The organism is Siminovitchia acidinfaciens, assembly GCF_003605385.1.
Taxonomy (GTDB): domain Bacteria; phylum Bacillota; class Bacilli; order Bacillales; family Bacillaceae_C; genus Siminovitchia; species Siminovitchia acidinfaciens.
Genome location: NZ_QYTV02000004.1, coordinates 119,366 through 138,281, shown reverse-complemented (window position 1 = coordinate 138,281; position 18,916 = coordinate 119,366). Strand labels below are relative to the sequence as shown.

Below are 18,916 nucleotides of genomic sequence, written 5' to 3'. Positions count from 1 at the left end.
CGTTTAGTCTTTTATACCTTTTCAGCTTTAATGTATTTATTTATTTTTCTGATTGCGGTGGATTGATTAATCCCCAATAAGTCAGCTACTTTATAGGAACTATTATGCACTCCATACGCTTTACGTATCAGTTGTTCTTCCAATTCTTCCTTTGCTTGTTTTAATGTTATGACATCGTTTACAATTACTGTATTTTCTGCGGTTTTATACTTAAAGTTTTCGGGCAAATCATGGAGGGATATTTGATTACTTTCAGATGTAACCACTAAGCGCTCGATTAAATTTTCTAACTCCCTAACATTTCCAGGCCAATTATAATGAACTAAAGTGTTGATTAATTCTAAAGATAGAGTATTTGCTCTGTTGTATTTCTTATTCATTTTATCTAAAAAGAAGTCTATCATATATGAGATATCTTCTGGTCTCTCCCTTAATGGAGGAATATGAATCGGAACTACGCTCAATCTATAATAAAGATCTTCCCGAAATTTGTTTTTCTCTATCTCTTCTCGTAAATCTTTATTTGTTGCAGCAATAATCCTAATATCTACTTTAATTGTTTCAGAACTTCCGATTGGTTGAACTTCTTTCTCTTGTAATACCTTTAATAACTTTACTTGCAGATTTAGTGGCATCTCTCCTATCTCATCGAGAAAAATTGTTCCACCATTAGCCTGCTCAAAGAGCCCTTTCATTCCTTTGGCGTTAGCTCCTGTAAAAGCGCCACTGTGGTAGCCGAATAGTTCAGATTCAATTAAACTTTCCGGTATAGCTCCGCAATTAATTTGAACAAAAGGTTGTTTGTTGCGGGGACTTTTATCGTGAATAAATTTAGCAATAACACCTTTTCCTACGCCTGATTCTCCGGTAATAAGAATGGTAGAGTCAACTTGCGCCACTTTACTTGCTACGTTTACAACTTTTCTCATATTGGAAGAAATAGCAATCAGATCTTTTGGTGGTGTTGATGGCTTAAGATGTTCCAATTCAGATCTGTATACTTCCACTAATGTCTCATTCCGTTCAATTTCTTTTCTGAGATTCTTTATCTCGGTTATGTCCCTGCCCGTAAAAACTATATGTGTTATTTCACCGTTTGGATCAAAAACAGGATTTGCAATAACATGTGCTGTTTTTCCCTCTATCGTTCGCTGTATCATAGAAACTTTTTCCTTTCGTTTTTTTACAACAGGAAATAGAGAGGGAGAGAAAAGTCCTTTCTGTACTAATCTATCTACATCTTTACCGACCATTTCTTCTGGCTTAAGTCCGTATAGCGATTTACCAACCGAGTTGACAAACAATGCTTTCCCCTCTGAATTGGTAATAAATATCTCGTCTTGACATGAGTTTAGAATATCATCAATAGGAAGATCTACTAACCCGGTCTGATTTTCTTTGGAAGTTGTTTTGTTTATGTCGGATACGGGTTTAAAGGTAGATATAATATCTCCTGTTTTTTTGTTTTTTCTTAAATGAAGGGAAAATAATTTATGATTAAATTTAATCTTTATATTGCAATCGCTTCCATCACTTGGATCGTTAAAAATATCTTTCTCTTCTAAAGAAAATAAATGAACAAAGGAATTATGTATGATGCTTGCAGTCGGAAGGTTTAGTAAATCAGAAGCTGTTTGGTTACAGTATACAATAGTTCCTTTCTTATTAATTACCATAACTCCTAAGGGAAGTTGATCTAAAACGAATTCAAATTGAATGTCAGTTAATTTTTGCAATGAAACCACCCTCTCTGATTATCCAATAACTTCACGAAGCTTTTTCAGTATGTTAAGGGATGTTATTAAAACTAAAAACACTGCGTCTTATGAAAATGTTATTTTGTATATTTCTGATACTTCTATCAAGCATTTGGTAATAAAAAGATTGGAAGGATAGCAAAGCCAAACCCCTATATAGCGGTTGAAAATGGGTCATAGAAGATTTATCTACTATGAACAGAAGGTTAATAAAAGGGAATATAGAATTTCTAAATATCTGGGAGCATTCGGGATAGCATCTTTGGCATATATGATAAGAAATATGAAGCGGTTTTTTATAATAATAAAAGAGATTCCATTCGGCGACAATCCTTTAATTTGTACCAATCTCTTATTTCGGCAACCGTATCCCGGTTTAAGTATAACAATAAATTTACTTTGCGAATATTGTTGATTGGCCATGGTCAAATCCATTGCTTATCCAAATCTCAGTAATCATGTTGGTATAATGGAAGGCCAGTGTATGGTAACCTGTTGTTTCTCGTTTAATTATGTACTTTTTGTTAGGTAACAATAGTAATATACCATATCGTCAAATTTAATTAAATTGAAATTTTAATTGGAAAATACTGAATTCATTTTTGGTATGTGCTATAGGGGTCACTTCTCGAGTTTTGTCGAAAAGAGAAGCCCGGAGTGTTAATCCGGGATTAGCTTTATTATATGTTTTGCCAAGTTTGTCTTTTTTGAGATCTGTAACTTTACATTGATTCTTAAATAGGGGAAAATGTTTCCGCTCTTGCAGTTTTTGCGGAGCTTTTTTTGTATTCAAATGAAAATAGCATGACCAAGCCTGATAAGGTGGCAGAGAACTAGATTGCAGCAATTAACTAATAAAAAATGTGAGGGGCTGAAAATGTTTTTTTCTTAATAATATTTCTTCCCACTTTTGTAGGCTTTTCCCGACATAACCTGTAAAAGTGCCTTGATTCGACGGTCGATTGCGATTAGGATTGTATGTAAGATTCATAGGAATATTCTATCAATATGCAGCAGTCTATGAAAGAGGAGGAGGCAATTGGAACATTCCATTTTATTTACCATCCAAGAGGAAGTGAATTTGGTAGCAGAAGCCATTAAGTCAGTTTTGGAGCTGGAAGTCATTATATATGACCAAAATCATGTGGTAGTCGCTGCTACCGGCGGGGGCCAGCATGCTGTTGTCGGTGAGCAGGTGCGAGGCCATATCATTAAAGAAGTATTGAAGACGGACCAGCCGATTTATAATCTTAATCCTGGATTTCATGATGCATGCAAGAGCTGTGTTTTATATAAAAATTGTGCTGAAAAGGCCGATGTGTCATACCCTTTAAAGCATGAAGGAAAAAATGTTGGTGTAATCAGCTTAACGGCTTTTACGAAAGAGCAGAAGGCAGAGTTTGAAAGAAAACACGATATTCTTTCAAATTACCTGGATAAAATGGCAGATTTAATCAGCAGTAAAATCAATGCCGAATCCTTGCTGAAAAAGTATTTATCGATGTCGCAAACCTTGCAGGTAGCGATTCGCTCAATGAATGAAGGCATTATTGCTGCGGATCATAACGGACGTATACTGGAAGTGAATCGGTCGGCGAAGCATATTTTACACATTAGAAGAGATGAAGTTTTACAATTAAATCTATTGGACATGATGCCGGACCTCCCGAAAGTCTTGTTTACGGGAAAAGGTTTTACTGATAGAGATTACTCTTTTATCATAAATGGTGAAAAAATAAATGTTTTTGGAAGCGCTATCCCGCTAGAGCACAATGAACATATCATCGGTGTTGTATTGTCTTTTAAAGATCAACTGGAAGTTCAAAAGTTTGCCTATTCGATTACATCCGAGGTAGACGACTCCAACTTTGATATCATTGTAGGGAAAAGCAAAGCGCTTCTGGAAACGAAAGCAATCGCTAAACAAGTATCAGCAACAGATTCCACAGTCCTTTTTTTAGGGGAGAGTGGAACAGGTAAAGAGCTTTTTGCAAGGGCTGTCCATAATAATAGCCACCGCGCGGATAAACCATTTAGGGCAATTAACTGTGCTGCCATACCTGAAGCATTGTTGGAAAGCGAATTGTTCGGCTATAGTGAAGGTGCTTTCACGGGGGCGCGGAAAAAAGGCAAACCGGGGAAGTTTGAATTGGCCAACGGTGGAACCATCTTTTTGGATGAAATAGGCGATATGCCGCTTCATTTGCAGGTGAAAATCCTTCGGGTTCTTCAAGAAAGAAAGGTGGAGCGGATTGGTGCAAATGAGTCTGTTGATATAGATGTCCGTGTTTTGGCAGCCACGAATAAAAATCTGGAGAAAATGGTTAAAGATGGGGAATTCAGAGAAGATTTATATTATCGGCTACATGTGATTCCGGTGCATATCCCTCCTTTGCGAGAACGAATTGGGGATGTACCCGTGCTCCTCCATTATTTTGTGAATCATTATATGGAGATTACAGAGAAGGAAATAAAAGGTTTTTCGCCTGATGCTTTGGAGTTGTTAAGCTCCTATCACTGGCCAGGAAATATAAGGGAACTTCAAAATACTGTTGAGTATGCAATTAATATGGCTTCGGAACAATGGGTGACATGTGATAATTTGCCGGCTAGACTGCGTGAGGTAAACGAGTCAGAAGAAGAACAAGAACTTACCCTTTCAGAGATGGAAGAAAAGATGATTAAAAAGGCTCTGGATAAATATGGCGACACTTTAGATGGAAAGAAAAAGGTTGCTGAAACACTAGGCATCAATATAGCAACTTTATATAGAAAAATTAATAAATTTGAGATTAATCGCAATATGCAAATGTAGTTTGCATTTTGCGAAACGCAAGGAAACAACGGCGCTCCCTCTTGTTTTTTAATTAAAACAGGAGGGAGTGCTTATTTTATTTCGCAATTTGCGAAATGTGTGAGTTCCGGGCTCTGTCACATTGATTTTTTATAAACCGCGTCATATCAAGGATTGAGACAAGTTCTTACTGCACAAAAGCAGTTGGCATGAAAACTGCATTAATAACAAATGAAATACTTTTTAGAGGGGGTATCAATGTGAATACGGTCCGAAAAATGTTTATGATGAAATCCGTTCAAAACATATTAAAGACTTGTTTGAACGTTCAGCCAGGTGAGAATCTGCTTGTTTTGACGGACACCAATACAATCGAGATTGGTGAAATGTTTGCACTTGTTGGAAAAGGAATGGATGCCGAAGTCGTGATGACGATTATGAACCCGACTACCCGGCACGGGGATGAGCCGCCAAGAATTATTGCGGAAGCGATGAAAGCCGCTGACGCCATTGTGGCACCGACTACATTCTCTATCAACCATTCTACAGCTAGAAAAGAGGCGAGCAATGCCGGTGCCAGATTAATATTTATGCCGGATGCAAATGAAGAAGTGTTCCTGGACGGATCGCTGGACATTGATTTTTATGCCCAAAAAGAAAAGATAGATAAGCTGTCTGCTATTTTTGAGGCTGGAAGCAGAATCAGGGTGACATCAGAATTGGGAACTGATTTAACGATGGATATATCAGGAAGGCATGCGGTTCCACAGACAGGCATTTGCCATGAGCCTGGAAGCATATCTCCTCCTCCATGTATTGAAAGCGCTGTTGCGCCTGTGGAAGGGACGACCGAAGGGACGATTGTTATTGACGGTGCCGTGGTTCCGGGGAGAGCCTGCGTAGATCCGATTACGATTGTTTTTGAAAAAGGGAGAATTGTTTCGATTGAAGGGAAAGAAGATGCTGACATGTTAAGAAGAACGCTGGAAAGCTACAATCATCCAAATGTGTACTGTGCCGTTGAATTTGGAATGGGAATGAATCCCAAAGCCAAAATCGGCAGGGGAGGTCAGTTGGAAGATGAAGCCGAATTTGGCACCATGCACATTGGGATTGGCAACGGCATTACATTCGGCAGCAGCATTCGAGCACCCGGACACTGTGATTTAGTTATGAGGGATCCTGTGATTGAAGTTGATGGTAAAATCCTCATGAAAGACGGGGAGTTATTCCTGAATTAGGAGGTATGTCTTTTGCTCGATATAAGCTCACTGGCCGGTTCTTTTGTTGATATTTTTTCATTAAAGTTTCTGCTGCTCTTTATTATCGGTACAGTTGCAGGAATGGTAGTGGGATCGCTTCCTGGATTAACCACCACAATGGGTGTTTCTCTTTTGATCTCTTTTACTTGGGGCATGGACTGGCTTGAAGCGATTATCCTGATCGTTTCCATTCACATTGCGGGTACTTACGGCGGTTCTACATCAGCGATTTTCTTGAATATTCCCGGGACACCGGCAGCTGCTGCCACTGCCCTCGACGGATATCCGATGGCCAGGCGAGGTGAAGGAGGATTGGCTAGAGGACTGGCGACGTTTCAATCTTTCGTAGGCGGTGTTTTGGCAGGAATTCTGTTTTTAATCGGCGCTCCTCTGCTGTCAAAACTGAGTGTCCACTTTGGATCATGGGAATATTTTCTGTTAGCTATGCTGGGTATCATCATAAGTGCGAATCTGGCATCTGAATCATTGGTAAAAGGACTGATGTCCGGTTTTATTGGCTTAAGCTTGGCTACGATTGGAATTGATTCGATTTCAGGTGCCCAGCGTTTCACCTTTGGTGAAAGCGCTCTAATGGATGGATTTAATTTAATTGCCGTTTTAATCGGGGTTTTTGGAATCGCTGAGGTCATTGAATCTTTTAGTAAGATGAGACCGCCCTTAAAGCCGGAAGGGCTGAAATCCATGTTTCCTCCATTGAGAATGCTGGGTAAGTTTTTTCCGCTGGGGGCAAAGTCTTCCGTAACAGGTGCGGTCATTGGAGCTATTCCAGGACTTGGAGCTGATATTGCTTCCTGGGTTTCGTATGATATGGCCAAGCGTAGCAGTAAAAGTCCGGAAACCTTTGGAAAGGGCAACCCGGAAGGGATTGTTGCTGCTGAAACAGCTAACAATGCATGTGTTCCCGGCTCCTATATCCCCATGTTGACATTGGGGATTCCAGGGGATGCTGTTACGGCAGTTATTATCGGAGGGTTATTGCTTCACGGGCTTCAGCCTGGCCCATTGTTAACCCAGCAAAACCCAGATATTTTTGGCCAGTTTTTTGCGATTATCATTGTAGCCAGTTTATTTATGCTCGTGTTCGGCTTGTTCTTTAGCTTCTTCTTCCAAAAAATATTGACCATTCCAAGCAGTATAGTGTTACTAATTGTTACCGTGCTGAGCGTAATCGGCACTTACGCGGTAAATAGCAGGCCATTTGATATTGCGGTCATGTTTGCCTTTGGGGTTATAGGATATTTAATGCGAAGAGTTGGCTTATCTGCCCCGCCAATGATACTGGGTTTAATTCTTGGATTAATGGCAGAGCAAAATTTCCGAAGAGCGATGGTAAGTGCAGACTTTTCTTTCCTGCCATTTGTCACACGTCCGATAAGCTTGATCATGCTGTTTTGTATTATTTTTGTTTTATTAAATCAAAATCAATTTTTAACCAAAAAAATAAAAAATATATTTGGAAATGTTTCCAATAGGAGGAATGCAGCGTGAAGCGTAAATTGATCCTTCCCATTCTATTCTCTAGTTTATTAGTAGCGCTTGGAGCGTGTTCACAGTCCGGAGCCAAAGAAGTTTCCGGCAAAGAAGATGGGTATCCGTCAAAGCCGATAGAGATTGTGGTTGGCTTTGGTGAAGGAGGCGGAACGGATACGATGGCTCGATCTGTTCAGCCTGTACTTCAAGAAGAATTGGGAACGAGTATTGCTGTTAAGAACATGCCAGGTGCTTCAAGTGCTCTTGCATTGGAGTACGTAAATGACCAGGCTGCTGATGGATATACGGTTTTATTCCAGACTGATTTAGTCCGTGTGTTTCCTGCCATGGGGATGACTGATTTGACATATAAAGATTTTGAGCAAATTGGAATCGGTGCTATGGGAATTGCGAACTTTATTGTAAACAAAGATTCAGAACTGCAAACGTTTGATGATCTGGTTGAACTATTGCAAAGCGGAAAGGCAAAAGTAGCAGTTGCTGGAATTGGTGATCCATGGCATGTAACGCTGGCGATCGTGAATAATGCAATTGGCGGTGATGCAGAAATTATTACGTATGAATCTGGAACCAACGCAGCAATGGCAGCGATGAAAGGTGAAGTAGACTTTGCAATCAGTGGGGTGAATGAAGTTGTGGATCTACTTAGGGCCGGGGATTTAAGGTCGTTGGCTGTAATGGACAACAAGCCGATGGAGGTTGAAGATTTTGGCGAAATTGAGCCCGTAACAAAATATGTTTCTGAATTGGAGCCTTTTGTACCGCAGGGAACTTGGTGGGGGCCAGCAGTAAAAGCGGGAACACCTGATGAGATTGTTGAAAAAATTAGAGATGCTTATGATAAAGCCATCGAAAGTGAAGAATTTAAGAAATTTGTTAAGCAAAAGGCTATTGTATTAACTGACATTGCAGATAGTCAAGAATACGCAAAAAAAGATACAGAAAAAATCAGCTGGCTTCTATATGACATTGGTGCAGGGGAACGTTCCCCCGAAGATGTGGGGATAGAGAGGCCTGAGGATGAATGAGAGTCAATAAGGACTTTTTCCTGGGAATCATCGTCCTAGTCATCGGATTGTTTTTTGTAGTGGAAAGCTATCAATTTCCAAAAGGAGAGCATCTATTAAACTCGTCGAGGTCCTTTCCTATGCTGTTGGGATTTATATTGATGGGACTTGCAGTTTGGCAATTAGTTCTTTCTTTTAAAAACAGTGAAAAACAAGGAACAGAAAAGCTTCCTTTGCCAGCAATAAAAAGAGGAGTCGTATTCATAATACTTACGGCAGTTTATATATTCCTTGTCATGCCTTTGATCGGATTTTTGGCCTCCTCGTTTGTTTTCCTTGTCGTTGGACTTTTGTATTTTAAAGAAGTCCGGTGGTATACGGCAACGTTCATTTCACTTGGAATGATCGGGTTCTTATATGTGTTTTTTGAAAAAGTCATGTTAATCAGCTTTCCTTAATGCAACGTATCTTGACTGCGGAATAACTAACGGTGGTGAGTTTATTGAAAATTAAGCAAACGATTGAGAAAGTGCCCGGCGGATTAATGGTTGTCCCACTTATGCTCGGAGCTCTTTTTAATACGATTGATCAGCTCCATTTACCATTTGTCATGAACTTCCTTAAATCTCTGGGAGTTGCCCCGGTTGAAGAAGGCATTTACGAGTTTATGAGAATTGGTGGATTTTCAGAAGCACTATTTAAAACTGGAACGCTAACATTAATCGGGTTGTTTCTTTTCTGTGCCGGCAGCCAGATGAACTTGCGTGTAGGCGGAAGAGCTTTGAAAAAAGGGGTTATTTTAACACTCAGTAAGGGTCTTACAGGAATTGCGATTGGTATAGGGTTCGGTATGGTATTTGACCCTATGCATGGTTTCCTAGGTTTATCTACTTTGGCGATTATTGCAGGGATGACGAACGGTAATGAGGGGATGTATGCCGTTTTAACAGGCCAATATGGAAATCGTTCGGATGTTGGGGCCGTTTCGGTTCTGTGTTTAAACGATGGACCTTTTATGACAATGATTGCCCTAGGGATGGTGGGTGCCAACTTTCCTATCATTGCCTTCATAGCTGTTTTGCTCCCGATTGTATTAGGGATGGTTTTAGGTAATTTGGATGAAGATATCAGGGAATTTTTAAAGCCTGGTGAAACATTACTTGTTCCGTTCTTTGCTTTCTGCCTTGGTGCAGGAATGAACTTCATGAGTTTCTTCGAACCCGAAGCAGTTTGGGGAGGGCTTGTATTAGGATTTGCAACTGTAATTTTCACGGGTGCGGCTGGTATAGCAGTATACAAGTTGTTTGGGGAGAAGAGCACTATTGGCCCAGTGGCTGAGGCTTCAACGGCAGGGAATGCAGTTGGAACACCGGCTGCAGTAGCGGCAGCTGCTTCTGTTAGTGCAGGGGCAGGCCTCATGTCTGTCGAAAAAGCACAAGCTTTCCAAGATATTGCTAATCTCGCAACCATACAAATATCCATTGCTGCCATCACAACATCGATTTTATGTCCGCTTGCCGTCATCTATTGGGATAAATATCAAAGAAGTAAAGGCATTGATGGCACACTTGAGGATTTTTCAGAAAAGACGACTAAAAAACTTAGAGAGGAGAAAGCAATATGAATTATGTAAAAGTTGATATAGCCAATTATATTTGTACGGTCACAATCAATAATCCGCCGATGAATATTTTAACGAAAGAGTTTAGGGATGAGTTTGTTCCTTTTATGGAAAAGTTGAAAACAAATCCTGATGTAAGGGTGATTATTTTAACAGGGGAAGGCGACCGAGCATTTTGTGCAGGTGCCGATTTAAATGAAGAAGGGGAATTAACCCAAGAGACAGTGCGCCAATTTTTGGAAGAAGATTGCAGAATTTATGACATTGTCAACGAAATGCCGCAGCCTGTCATTGCTGCCGTAAACGGATATGCTTTTGGCGGAGGATTTGAATTGGTTCTGGCTTGTGACTTCCGGGTGATGTCCGAGAATGCAAAGCTATGCGCTGCAGGGGTCAAAGTAGGATTAGTTGTTGGACCGACACGGTTAGTGCGGCTCGTAGGAGAAGCTTATGCAAAGGATATCATTTTAACCGGCAGAACTGTGAAGGCGGAGGAACTAAACCAAAGGGGTTTGGCCAATGCAGTGGTTCCACATGATCAATTGATGAAAGAAGCCATGGAATGGGCTGAGATGATCGCATCCCGGGCTCCGGTTGCTGTTCAAAATGCAAAGCATATCATCCAAACGACTATGGATTCTACTTGGGAGGAAGCCATGTCTGAGGAGTTGGATGCATTCGTAAGATGCCAGGATACAAGAGACCACAAGCACGCCATAGAAGCATTTTTCAATAAAGAAACGCCTGTGTTCGTTGGGAAATAACACCTATAGGGGGAGCTGTCAGAATGAAAGAAACAATGAAATACAGGGGTGCAACCGCCCTCGTAAAAACATTGGCCGGAGTTAAAGAAGGAGAAAAGGTTCTTATACTAACAGATTTCTTGACTGAGACTATAGCAAAAACGCTTGCTTCCGTTGCATATTCTTTGGGGGCAGAACCTATCACCATGTCAATGCCGCCAAGAAAAGGTCATGGCGATGCTTTACCGGGGCCGGTAGCGGTAGCTATGAGAGAAGTGGATGTCGTCATCGCTCCTACCACTTATAATATCGCTCATACAAAAGCGCGGCATGAAGCGCAGAAGTCAGGAGCAAGAATACTTATTTTGCCAGAGTCCCATGATGATATTTTACTAAGCAAAGGGTTAAATGCTGATTTCGAAGCAATCAGGCCCAATGTGGAAAGGCTCTCTGAGTTATTGACAAAAGGGGAAAGTGCCCGAATCACTACTCCAAGTGGGACGGATTTAAAGATTTCGCTCAAAGGACGGGAAGGAAGGGCGCTGACAGGATTCGCCAATACAGAAGATGTTTCTGCAGCACATTGCATTGAATCCAGTATCGCGCCAGTGGAAGATTCGGCTGAAGGCGTTCTGGTGGTAGATGGAAGTATACCAGGTGTGGGCTTGGTGGAAACCCCGGTTGTTGTAGAGTTTAAGCAAGGCAGGGCGGTTAGTATTACGGGCGGTAAAGAAGCAGAAGCGTTCAAGAAAGTGTTAGAAGAAAAAAATGATGAGGATGGTAATATTTACGTCATTGGTGAATTTGGAATCGGGATGAACCCTGAATGTGAATTGGAAAATAGCATGCTGAGTGATGAGGGAGTATTCGGAACGATTCATATAGCCATAGGGACAAATGCGTATATAGGCGGAAAAATTGTTGCCAATGGACATTATGACATGGTTGTAAAGGACGCAACTGTTGAAATTGACGGGCAAACCGTATTGCAGAATAATCAACTTCACCTATTTGAAAATGACTTAGTTAATTCTTAATTAAATTCAATAACATTCATCAAAGATTAGAAAGAGAAGGGATTGGATAAGATGAGCGCATTGAAAGGCATTCGTGTTGTAGATGTTAGTCAGGTGATGGCGGGTCCATACTGCAGTATGCTTTTAGCAGACATGGGGGCAGATGTAATTAAAATTGAACCACCGAGCGGAGAAAATACGAGAAGATGGCCCCCGCATATTGATGGACAAAGCGCTGCTTTTATGGCCATTAACAGAAATAAAAGAAGCATGACGATCAATTTGAAATCAGAGGAAGGCAGAGAAGTCTTTTATAAATTAATAGAAACTGCAGATATTCTTGTAGAAAACTATCGGCCTGGCGTTTCCAAGAGACTGGGCGTTGATTATGAAACATTGAACAAGATCAATCCTCGCTTGATTTATTGTTCGATTTCCGGCTTTGGACAATTTGGTCCTTATTCTTCCCGAGGAGGATATGACCTCATTGCACAAGGCATGACAGGAATTATGAGTGTTACGGGGGAAAGAGGCGGAAATCCTGTTAAATGTGGCCTTCCTATTACAGACTTGGGCGTTGCATTGTTTGCTGTATATGGAATTCTCTCAGCCCTGTATTCACGGGAATATAGCAATGAAGGGCAATATATCGATGCGTCATTATTTGACACAGGGTTGGCACTCTCCGTTTGGGAAAGTACACAATATTGGGTAAGCGGCGAGATGCCAATGCCTACAGGAAGCGGGCACAGGCTTTCAGCTCCTTACCAGGCATTCAAAGCAAGTGACGGATACTTTACAGTCGGTGCGGACACGCCTCATCATTGGCCAGAGTTTTGCCGCATCATCGGTAGACCGGAATTTTTGGATGACGAACGCTTTGAGGACGATCCGTCCAGAATTAAGCACCTGGATGTATTTGTGAGTTTAATTGAGGAAAAAACGAGTGAACATCCGAGGTCGTACTGGCTGGAAAAATTTGAAGAAGTCGGAATTCCTGCAGGACCAATCAATACGTACTCTGAGTCCCTGAATGATCCGCATACCTTTGCAAGGCAAATGGTGGAAGAGGTCGAGCATCCTGTTGCCGGAAAAATAAAAGCGTTGGGCATCCCTGTTAAACTATCGAAAACACCTGGGAAAATTCAAAAAGCAGCACCGGTCTTGGGCCAGCATAACGAGGAAATTTTAACCGAGCTCGGATTGGAGCCAACTGCATTATCCAGGTGAAAAGGGGGATGTATACAAGATGATTCAATATTTAAGGGGAAGAATACCTTCCATTCATTCGGAAACTTTTATACATGAATCTGCTCAGGTCATTGGGGATGTACGAATTGCCAAGGATGTCAGTATCTGGCCACAAGCGGTATTAAGAGGGGATGATGGCAATTATATTGAAATTGGAGAAGGATCCAATATACAAGATGGAAGTATCTGTCATGTTACGCCCGAACTTCCACTAAAAATAGGAAAGAAAGTTACAATTGGACACGGTGTAATCCTCCATGCATGTACTATTGAAGATGAAGCTTTGATCGGGATTGGAGCAACAATCCTGGATGGGGCGGTCGTTAAAAAAGGTGCTCAAGTCGCCGCTGGCGCTCTCGTCACCCCGGGTGCCGTCATTCCTTCAGGTACATTGGCTATGGGCATTCCTGCAAAGGTAGTGCGCGATCTGACGAAAGAAGAAGTAAACGAAATCATTAAAAATGCTGAGGAGTACATTGATTTGTGGCGGAAGGATTACCAGAATTCATTAGTCTCGTCGGAGGGAGAATAATAGTTTTTTTGAACAAAAAGCGCGAGGATACGCGCTTTTTGTTTTAGAGGGTGATGCCATACTTCAAAATAACAAATAGTGAATATGAATCCTCTTGATAAATCAAAAAAACGGCCTTTTTGGTGGTAGATATGCAAAAGGATTTTATGGTAGCAGGAGCACCGTTAGAGACAGCGATGGGACAAGAGATGTTGCTAGGCTAAAAAAGTTCTGGGTTTTCAAGAAGCAGAGGAATCGCAGTTATTTATACCGCCTATGTCCATAGAAAAGACGGATCGGTGCTAGCTTGTTCGGAGATATTTGCTGGAGGGGCGTGGGCGAGCCGGGAAGTGAGATTTACCCAGAGGTTGCCCCGTAGAAAATGAACCTGTAATTAAAAAGCATCGTTACAGAGCTTTCTTCGGTACTTATTTGGATATTATTTTACGGGACAAAGGAATAGAGACTGTGGTGATTGTTGGTCTGACAACAGAAGATTGCTGTTTTGCTGCTGCAAGAGACGCAATGTACGGAGGTTATAAAATGTAATGTGGAAACCCTCTAAGTTCCGATAAAACAATAATCGGAACTTAGAGGGAAAATTTGCTTTTTTAATTTTTTCAACCACTTGCCACTACTACATTGAATTTTTAAAATTACTGGTCCACAAAAGCAATTGCTCTAATTGGAGAGCCAGTTGCTTCTCTTAACCTCAAAGGCATGCCAATAAAGTTAAATCTGCTTTGCTTAATCTTGTCTAAGTTTATGAGGTTTTCAATGATTAGAATATCATTTTTTAATAAATTAACATGTACAGGTCGGGACATATCCTGAAAATCTACTGTTGGAAGATCGGTGGCGAACATTTTAAATTTATTTTTAATAATCCAGATTGCAGCATCATGAGTAAGACCAGGTCCTGTTGAGAACATTTCGTGATTCCTGCTATAAGGCCAAGCTTTTATAGTGAGTATATCGTTTTCTTTAATCCTCTCACCTGTTTCTTTTAAAGCTGCTTCTAAATCTTTTGCTGAAATAGGATCTTCTATATCTCTTTGGCTTAAATCAAGGAAGATTGCTTCTCCCATGAATTTCTCTGGAGGGTATGATTCTATTGAGTTACCATCGGGAAAAAAGTGTGTTTGAGCGTCAACATGAGTCCCTGTATGGTCCGTCATTGTCATTAATTTTGTTGAAAATCCGTTACACTCTCCCTCGTACCGATCTTTGTTTAATTGCCATGTGTGATAATCCATTAAAACTACTTTTGGATGTATATCCCAAGACCGCATTCCATCGGCAAGTTCCAAAGTTAAATCAATAACTTTTTTTCATTAAACAAGCATACTCCCCCTTATCTTTTGCTCTGAAAACTATAAGTCTTTTTACAAGGATTGATGATTTTCATTTATAGTTCCCTTAGTAAATTTACTAACAATAAGCAGTGTAATAAACGAGGCAACGACTCCTAAAATAGCATTTGGAATCATTGTTAAATCTGTAAAATAAAAGAAAAGGCTTACCGATCCACCGACGATCATAGCCGAGAATCCGGCTATTGGGGTTACTTTGTTAGGGAATAGCATGGATGCCCAAAATGGTGCAGTGATTGCGGCTCCATAAAAATTGTATCCTAGGTTTTGAACCTCTATGATCTTAGGTATGAAAATCCCAAGGATTGCCGGTGCAATACCGATAATAGGAGTGGAAATTTTGGCAAACGTAAGTATCTCTTCATTGCTGGCATTCCTTTTAAATGTCTTGTTATATAAATCATGTGTGATATTCATAACGGCATGTAACAAAACAGTATTTGCTGTAGATAGGATATTGGCTAAAAGGGCTGCCATTATCAATCCAATAATGACTATAGGAAATCCATCAAGAATGGTGTTTAACAGAAAAGAATCGGGATTGCCTTGGATGTTTGGATAAATCGCTTTTATTGCAAAGGTAATGTATACCATAACCAGTCCCCATGCTATTCCTACCACTGAACCAATTACATTAGCCTGAACAGCTGTTTTTGCATTTTTGGCGGAAACAATGCGTGACCAAACAGTTTGATTGGCAAGGGCAGATGTAAACCATGCGGCAGCTGTTCCTAATACAACCATATTTGTAGGGGCAAGGTTGTAGAATCCCGCATCTGTAGCTGCCATGAGTGTCCCAGGTTCCAATTTGGTTGTAAGAATAATTGGTAATAGGAGGCCAATTCCCAACACCATAATAAACATTTGGATAACGTCTGCCCAAATTACAGCTGACAAGCCTCCAAAACTTACATTAATAATAACTAAAGCACCGACAATGATTGTCGCCGTTGTTAGATTGATATTAAACTGTGCGAGAATAGTGGATAAGAGGACACCAGCAGCTACTAGCTGCCCGCTTGTAACGGCAATTCTCTCCCAAGCTGCAATCCCACCAAATAGAAATCTGCCCTTTCTCCCATAATGCTCCTCAAGTAAATCTCCTTTTGTAATTCCCCATCCCGATGCATCCGCTTTTTTTCGTATTTTTTTCCCTAAAACCAAAGTGTAGATCAATGCACCTGAAAAGTGTCCAATTGCAATCCATATAACTTGTACACCATCTAAATACATCATGCCTATTAAGCCTAACGATAGTCCTGAACCAATATGGCTTGCAGCAACAGAGCAAATAAGCGGAAAAAGATTTAGGCTCTTAGATGATACAGAAAATTCCTCGATACCCTTTTGTTTTACCCTTTTACTTAGAAGAGCAGACACCACGATAATCGAAATAAAAAAAACGCCACAATTAAAATATCGATAAAATGAACATCAGGCATACACATAACCCCTTTAATATGCTACGGTAATTCCCAACTAGGGTGATATATAGTGGTTCATGCTGTTACTAAAGTAAAACACCTCCTTCTTTTCATCATAAAGGTCATTTATTTTGATAAACCTGAAGCTTGTTTATATCCTATTTCGATTGTTCTGGTTTTAGTACATTTGCTAATAAAACTAAAACTGTGCCTGTCACTTCCCGGATTTTGTCGAATGCCAAGCAGACAGACAAAAAACGTATGAGGGAATCTATCCTGGTTTTTCCCTTGTCATTTATTTGAAAAGATTAAAATGTTGTCTTAGATATACCAACTAGTAACAATGAACTTTTTCAACATTCCCCCATTATCACGCTTCATATCTTTTTCTTAAGAATATCTACCCTCAGTTCCACTCGATTTTGCTAATCTTTTTATTCCAAGCTACGATATTTGATATTCAATAGTTCGACTATTAATATATGGAGGCTAGATGGATACCGCTTATCGTGAAGGAAGGAATTAATTGCCGAATATGCTTGAACATTCTTGGGTCCATACGCATTCTTCTTTTTACTAAGGGGAAAACTCGTATCATGGTGTAGGGGTACCCATAAGTTGATTAAAGGCGGAGATTTATATAGTGGGGATAAGAAATCTTCTTATCCTTTCTAGGTTTTAGGAAGACATCTCTGGCTGTATTTAATACTTAGGTAAGAAAACCAAAAGCCCGTCTCCAATAAAAAGGCGAGACGGGCAAGGTTAAATCTATCCTTATGAATCTTTTCTTTTTATTTCTTATAGACTGTTTTATCATTTACAATTGTTTCGAGAATTTTTATATCCTTAATTTTTACAGGATCAATCGTCAAAGGATTGTTATCCAAAACGACAAAGTCGGCATACTTCCCTGGTTCAATGGATCCCTTGATATCTTCTTCAAAGTTCTGCCAGGCTGCATCTATAGTGACTGCACGCAGAGCTTCCAATGGTGTTACCCTCTGCTCTGGCCCCACGACCTCACCGCTACGCGTTATTCTGTTAACGCCAGACCAAACAGCTTGTAAAGGACTCATTGGAGTAACCGGCGAATCAAGATGGACGCTAAATTTGATATCTCTCTTGACCGCGGATTTGAGCGGACTCATTCGTGCGGCTCTTTCAGGCCCCATAAATATTTCCCAGTGCTGATCGCCCCAGAAGAACGTATGGGAAACGTAAAACGATGGTGTGATTCCTAGTTCTTTCATGTCATCAAGTTGATCCTCTCTGGCCATTTGTGCATGCTCGATCCTGTGGCGTGCATCTTTCCGCGGAAACTCTTCTTGAGCTTTTCTAAAAGCATAAAGGATGTCGTCGATTGCGGCATCCCCATTCCCATGAATAGCAATTTGGTATCCGGCCTTGTGCAGTTCCGACACTTTTTCTGCTAATTTTTCACGGCTTTGAAGAGGATGTCCTCTATATTCCGGGTCATCATCAGGAGGTAGATGATATGGCTTGCTTAGATATCCGGTATATCCCTGTATAGAACCGTCCTGCCACATTTTTACGGCCCCTAGCTTCAGCATGTCATTTCCAAATCCGGTAATAAATCCACCCATTTCACCAGGTGATTGTCCTAAGTCACCGAGTCCTCCGCCAGTACCCATGGTCGTTATTCTAATCGGTAAAAGTCCTTGCTCGGAAAACTTTTGCAGGTTGATGATTGATTCCTTGCCGCCGGCGGCTATGATGGATGTGGTGACTCCATTTGAGACATATTCCTTAACAGCTTCCTTTACTGCTGTAATATTTTCTTCAAAGGATACGGGAGGAACATGTTTGCTAACGAGTTGCATAGCCCCTTCTTCGAGTACCCCGGTTGGTTCGCCGGTTTTGGAATCTCTCCAGATTTTACCGCCAGCAGGGTCAGGGGTATCTTTTGTGATTCCTGCCAATTTAAGAGCTGCACTGTTAGCAGCAGCCAAATGTCCTGAGGTGTGGGTAATAAAAATTGGGTTATCTGCTGACACCTGATCCAAATCTTCTTTAGTCGGATGTCGTCTTTCTTCTATTAATGTTTGGTCATAGCCTCGTCCAAGAATCCATTCACCCTCTTCTGTGTACTCAGAGTGAACCACCAATACATTGATGATGTCCTGGATTTTTACTATTGTTCCAACTGGAGGACTATTTAAGTTGGCATAGACTGTACCAACCAGACCTGGACTTGGAAAATGGCTATGTGCATCGATTAGGCCGGGCAACATCACTTTATTTTTAAGATCAATTGTTTTCGTCGATTTTCCGGCTAATTTACGTATATCCTTATTGGATCCTACCGCAATGATTTTTCCATCTTTAACAGCGACTGCTTCAGCATTTGTGTTGTTGTCATCCATTGTAATGATCGTTCCATTAAGATAGATACTATCCGGTGCAAGAGGGTCTAGTTTTTTGGGAAGAGTTCCTGAAAAGCCCATACACAATGTCACTACAATAGAAAGAATAACAAGTCTTTTTATTATCCTGCGGTCTCGCATAAAAATCCTCTCCTTTTTTTATTTACTTGGAGTCGAATTCATGGATGCTGTTTTTTTAATGGAAACGAGAAGTTTAGCCCTATTTCTCCTCCTTATAAGATGGATTTAAAAAATGGTCAC

Annotated in this window: 15 protein-coding genes; 11 read left to right on the top strand and 4 right to left on the bottom strand. The window is 40.7% G+C overall.

The window, feature by feature from the left end; genetic code table 11:
* Positions 1 to 11: 11 nt before the first annotated feature.
* Complete coding sequence (locus tag D4T97_RS10670; RefSeq protein ID WP_126050505.1) at positions 12 to 1,736, bottom strand: sigma 54-interacting transcriptional regulator; 1,725 nt, start codon at positions 1,734 to 1,736, stop codon at positions 12 to 14.
* Positions 1,737 to 2,796: 1,060 nt separating this feature from the next.
* On the opposite strand from D4T97_RS10670, the gene D4T97_RS10665 reads away from it, so the two are divergent.
* The 11 genes from D4T97_RS10665 (at position 2,797) to D4T97_RS21080 (ending at position 14,023) form a co-directional block, all read left to right on the top strand.
* The gene (locus D4T97_RS10665) at positions 2,797 to 4,572 is read left to right on the top strand and encodes a sigma-54 interaction domain-containing protein (RefSeq protein WP_126050503.1); all 1,776 of its coding nucleotides are present in this window, start codon (positions 2,797 to 2,799) and stop codon (positions 4,570 to 4,572) included.
* Positions 4,573 to 4,811: 239 nt separating this feature from the next.
* Positions 4,812 to 5,792: an aminopeptidase gene (locus D4T97_RS10660; protein WP_164525537.1), complete on the top strand. Its 981-nt coding sequence runs from the start codon at positions 4,812 to 4,814 to the stop codon at positions 5,790 to 5,792.
* Between the two features lie 12 nt (positions 5,793 to 5,804).
* On the top strand, positions 5,805 to 7,322 hold the full coding sequence (locus D4T97_RS10655; RefSeq protein ID WP_126050499.1) for a tripartite tricarboxylate transporter permease: 1,518 nt from the start codon (positions 5,805 to 5,807) through the stop codon (positions 7,320 to 7,322).
* A complete protein-coding gene (locus tag D4T97_RS10650; protein ID WP_126050497.1) occupies positions 7,319 to 8,353 on the top strand; it encodes a tripartite tricarboxylate transporter substrate binding protein in 1,035 nt (344 codons plus the stop codon). Before D4T97_RS10655 ends, D4T97_RS10650 begins: the two co-directional genes overlap by 4 nt.
* Positions 8,350 to 8,790: a tripartite tricarboxylate transporter TctB family protein gene (locus D4T97_RS10645; RefSeq protein WP_126050495.1), complete on the top strand. Its 441-nt coding sequence runs from the start codon at positions 8,350 to 8,352 to the stop codon at positions 8,788 to 8,790. Before D4T97_RS10650 ends, D4T97_RS10645 begins: the two co-directional genes overlap by 4 nt.
* A gap of 44 nt (positions 8,791 to 8,834) precedes the next feature.
* Entirely contained in the window at positions 8,835 to 9,956 is a 1,122-nt protein-coding gene (locus D4T97_RS10640) for a 2-keto-3-deoxygluconate permease (protein ID WP_126050493.1), read from the top strand.
* Positions 9,953 to 10,717 (top strand): enoyl-CoA hydratase/isomerase family protein, encoded by a 765-nt coding sequence (locus D4T97_RS10635; RefSeq protein WP_126050491.1) that lies wholly within the window; start codon positions 9,953 to 9,955, stop codon positions 10,715 to 10,717. Before D4T97_RS10640 ends, D4T97_RS10635 begins: the two co-directional genes overlap by 4 nt.
* Before the next feature lie 23 nt (positions 10,718 to 10,740).
* Complete coding sequence (locus D4T97_RS10630; protein ID WP_126050489.1) at positions 10,741 to 11,733, top strand: aminopeptidase; 993 nt, start codon at positions 10,741 to 10,743, stop codon at positions 11,731 to 11,733.
* A 51-nt stretch (positions 11,734 to 11,784) separates the two neighbouring features.
* Positions 11,785 to 12,942, top strand: a complete 1,158-nt coding sequence (locus D4T97_RS10625) for a CaiB/BaiF CoA transferase family protein (protein WP_126050487.1) — start codon at positions 11,785 to 11,787, stop codon at positions 12,940 to 12,942.
* Between the two features lie 19 nt (positions 12,943 to 12,961).
* Entirely contained in the window at positions 12,962 to 13,495 is a 534-nt protein-coding gene (locus D4T97_RS10620) for a gamma carbonic anhydrase family protein (protein ID WP_126050485.1), read from the top strand.
* A 411-nt stretch (positions 13,496 to 13,906) separates the two neighbouring features.
* Positions 13,907 to 14,023: an isochorismatase family protein gene (locus D4T97_RS21080; RefSeq protein WP_408021599.1), complete on the top strand. Its 117-nt coding sequence runs from the start codon at positions 13,907 to 13,909 to the stop codon at positions 14,021 to 14,023.
* A 107-nt stretch (positions 14,024 to 14,130) separates the two neighbouring features.
* Here D4T97_RS21080 and D4T97_RS10610 read toward each other — a convergent pair whose 3' ends face one another.
* The 3 genes from D4T97_RS10610 to D4T97_RS10600 form a co-directional block, all read right to left on the bottom strand.
* Entirely contained in the window at positions 14,131 to 14,784 is a 654-nt protein-coding gene (locus D4T97_RS10610; protein WP_126050483.1) for a cyclase family protein, read from the bottom strand.
* Positions 14,785 to 14,859: 75 nt separating this feature from the next.
* On the bottom strand, positions 14,860 to 16,227 hold the full coding sequence (locus tag D4T97_RS10605; RefSeq protein WP_164525536.1) for a sodium:solute symporter family protein: 1,368 nt from the start codon (positions 16,225 to 16,227) through the stop codon (positions 14,860 to 14,862).
* Positions 16,228 to 17,062: 835 nt separating this feature from the next.
* Positions 17,063 to 18,796, bottom strand: coding sequence for an amidohydrolase (locus D4T97_RS10600; protein ID WP_126050479.1), 1,734 nt, complete (start codon positions 18,794 to 18,796; stop codon positions 17,063 to 17,065).
* Positions 18,797 to 18,916: the final 120 nt, after the last annotated feature.

Coding starts and splice junctions, on each gene's coding strand:
- D4T97_RS10625 (WP_126050487.1), top strand. CDS start 11,785: ATGAGCGCATTGAAAGGCATTCGTGTTGTAGATGTTAGTCAGGTGATG.
- D4T97_RS10600 (WP_126050479.1), bottom strand. CDS start 18,796: ATGCGAGACCGCAGGATAATAAAAAGACTTGTTATTCTTTCTATTGTA.
- D4T97_RS10630 (WP_126050489.1), top strand. CDS start 10,741: ATGAAAGAAACAATGAAATACAGGGGTGCAACCGCCCTCGTAAAAACA.
- D4T97_RS10635 (WP_126050491.1), top strand. CDS start 9,953: ATGAATTATGTAAAAGTTGATATAGCCAATTATATTTGTACGGTCACA.
- D4T97_RS10645 (WP_126050495.1), top strand. CDS start 8,350: ATGAGAGTCAATAAGGACTTTTTCCTGGGAATCATCGTCCTAGTCATC.
- D4T97_RS10620 (WP_126050485.1), top strand. CDS start 12,962: ATGATTCAATATTTAAGGGGAAGAATACCTTCCATTCATTCGGAAACT.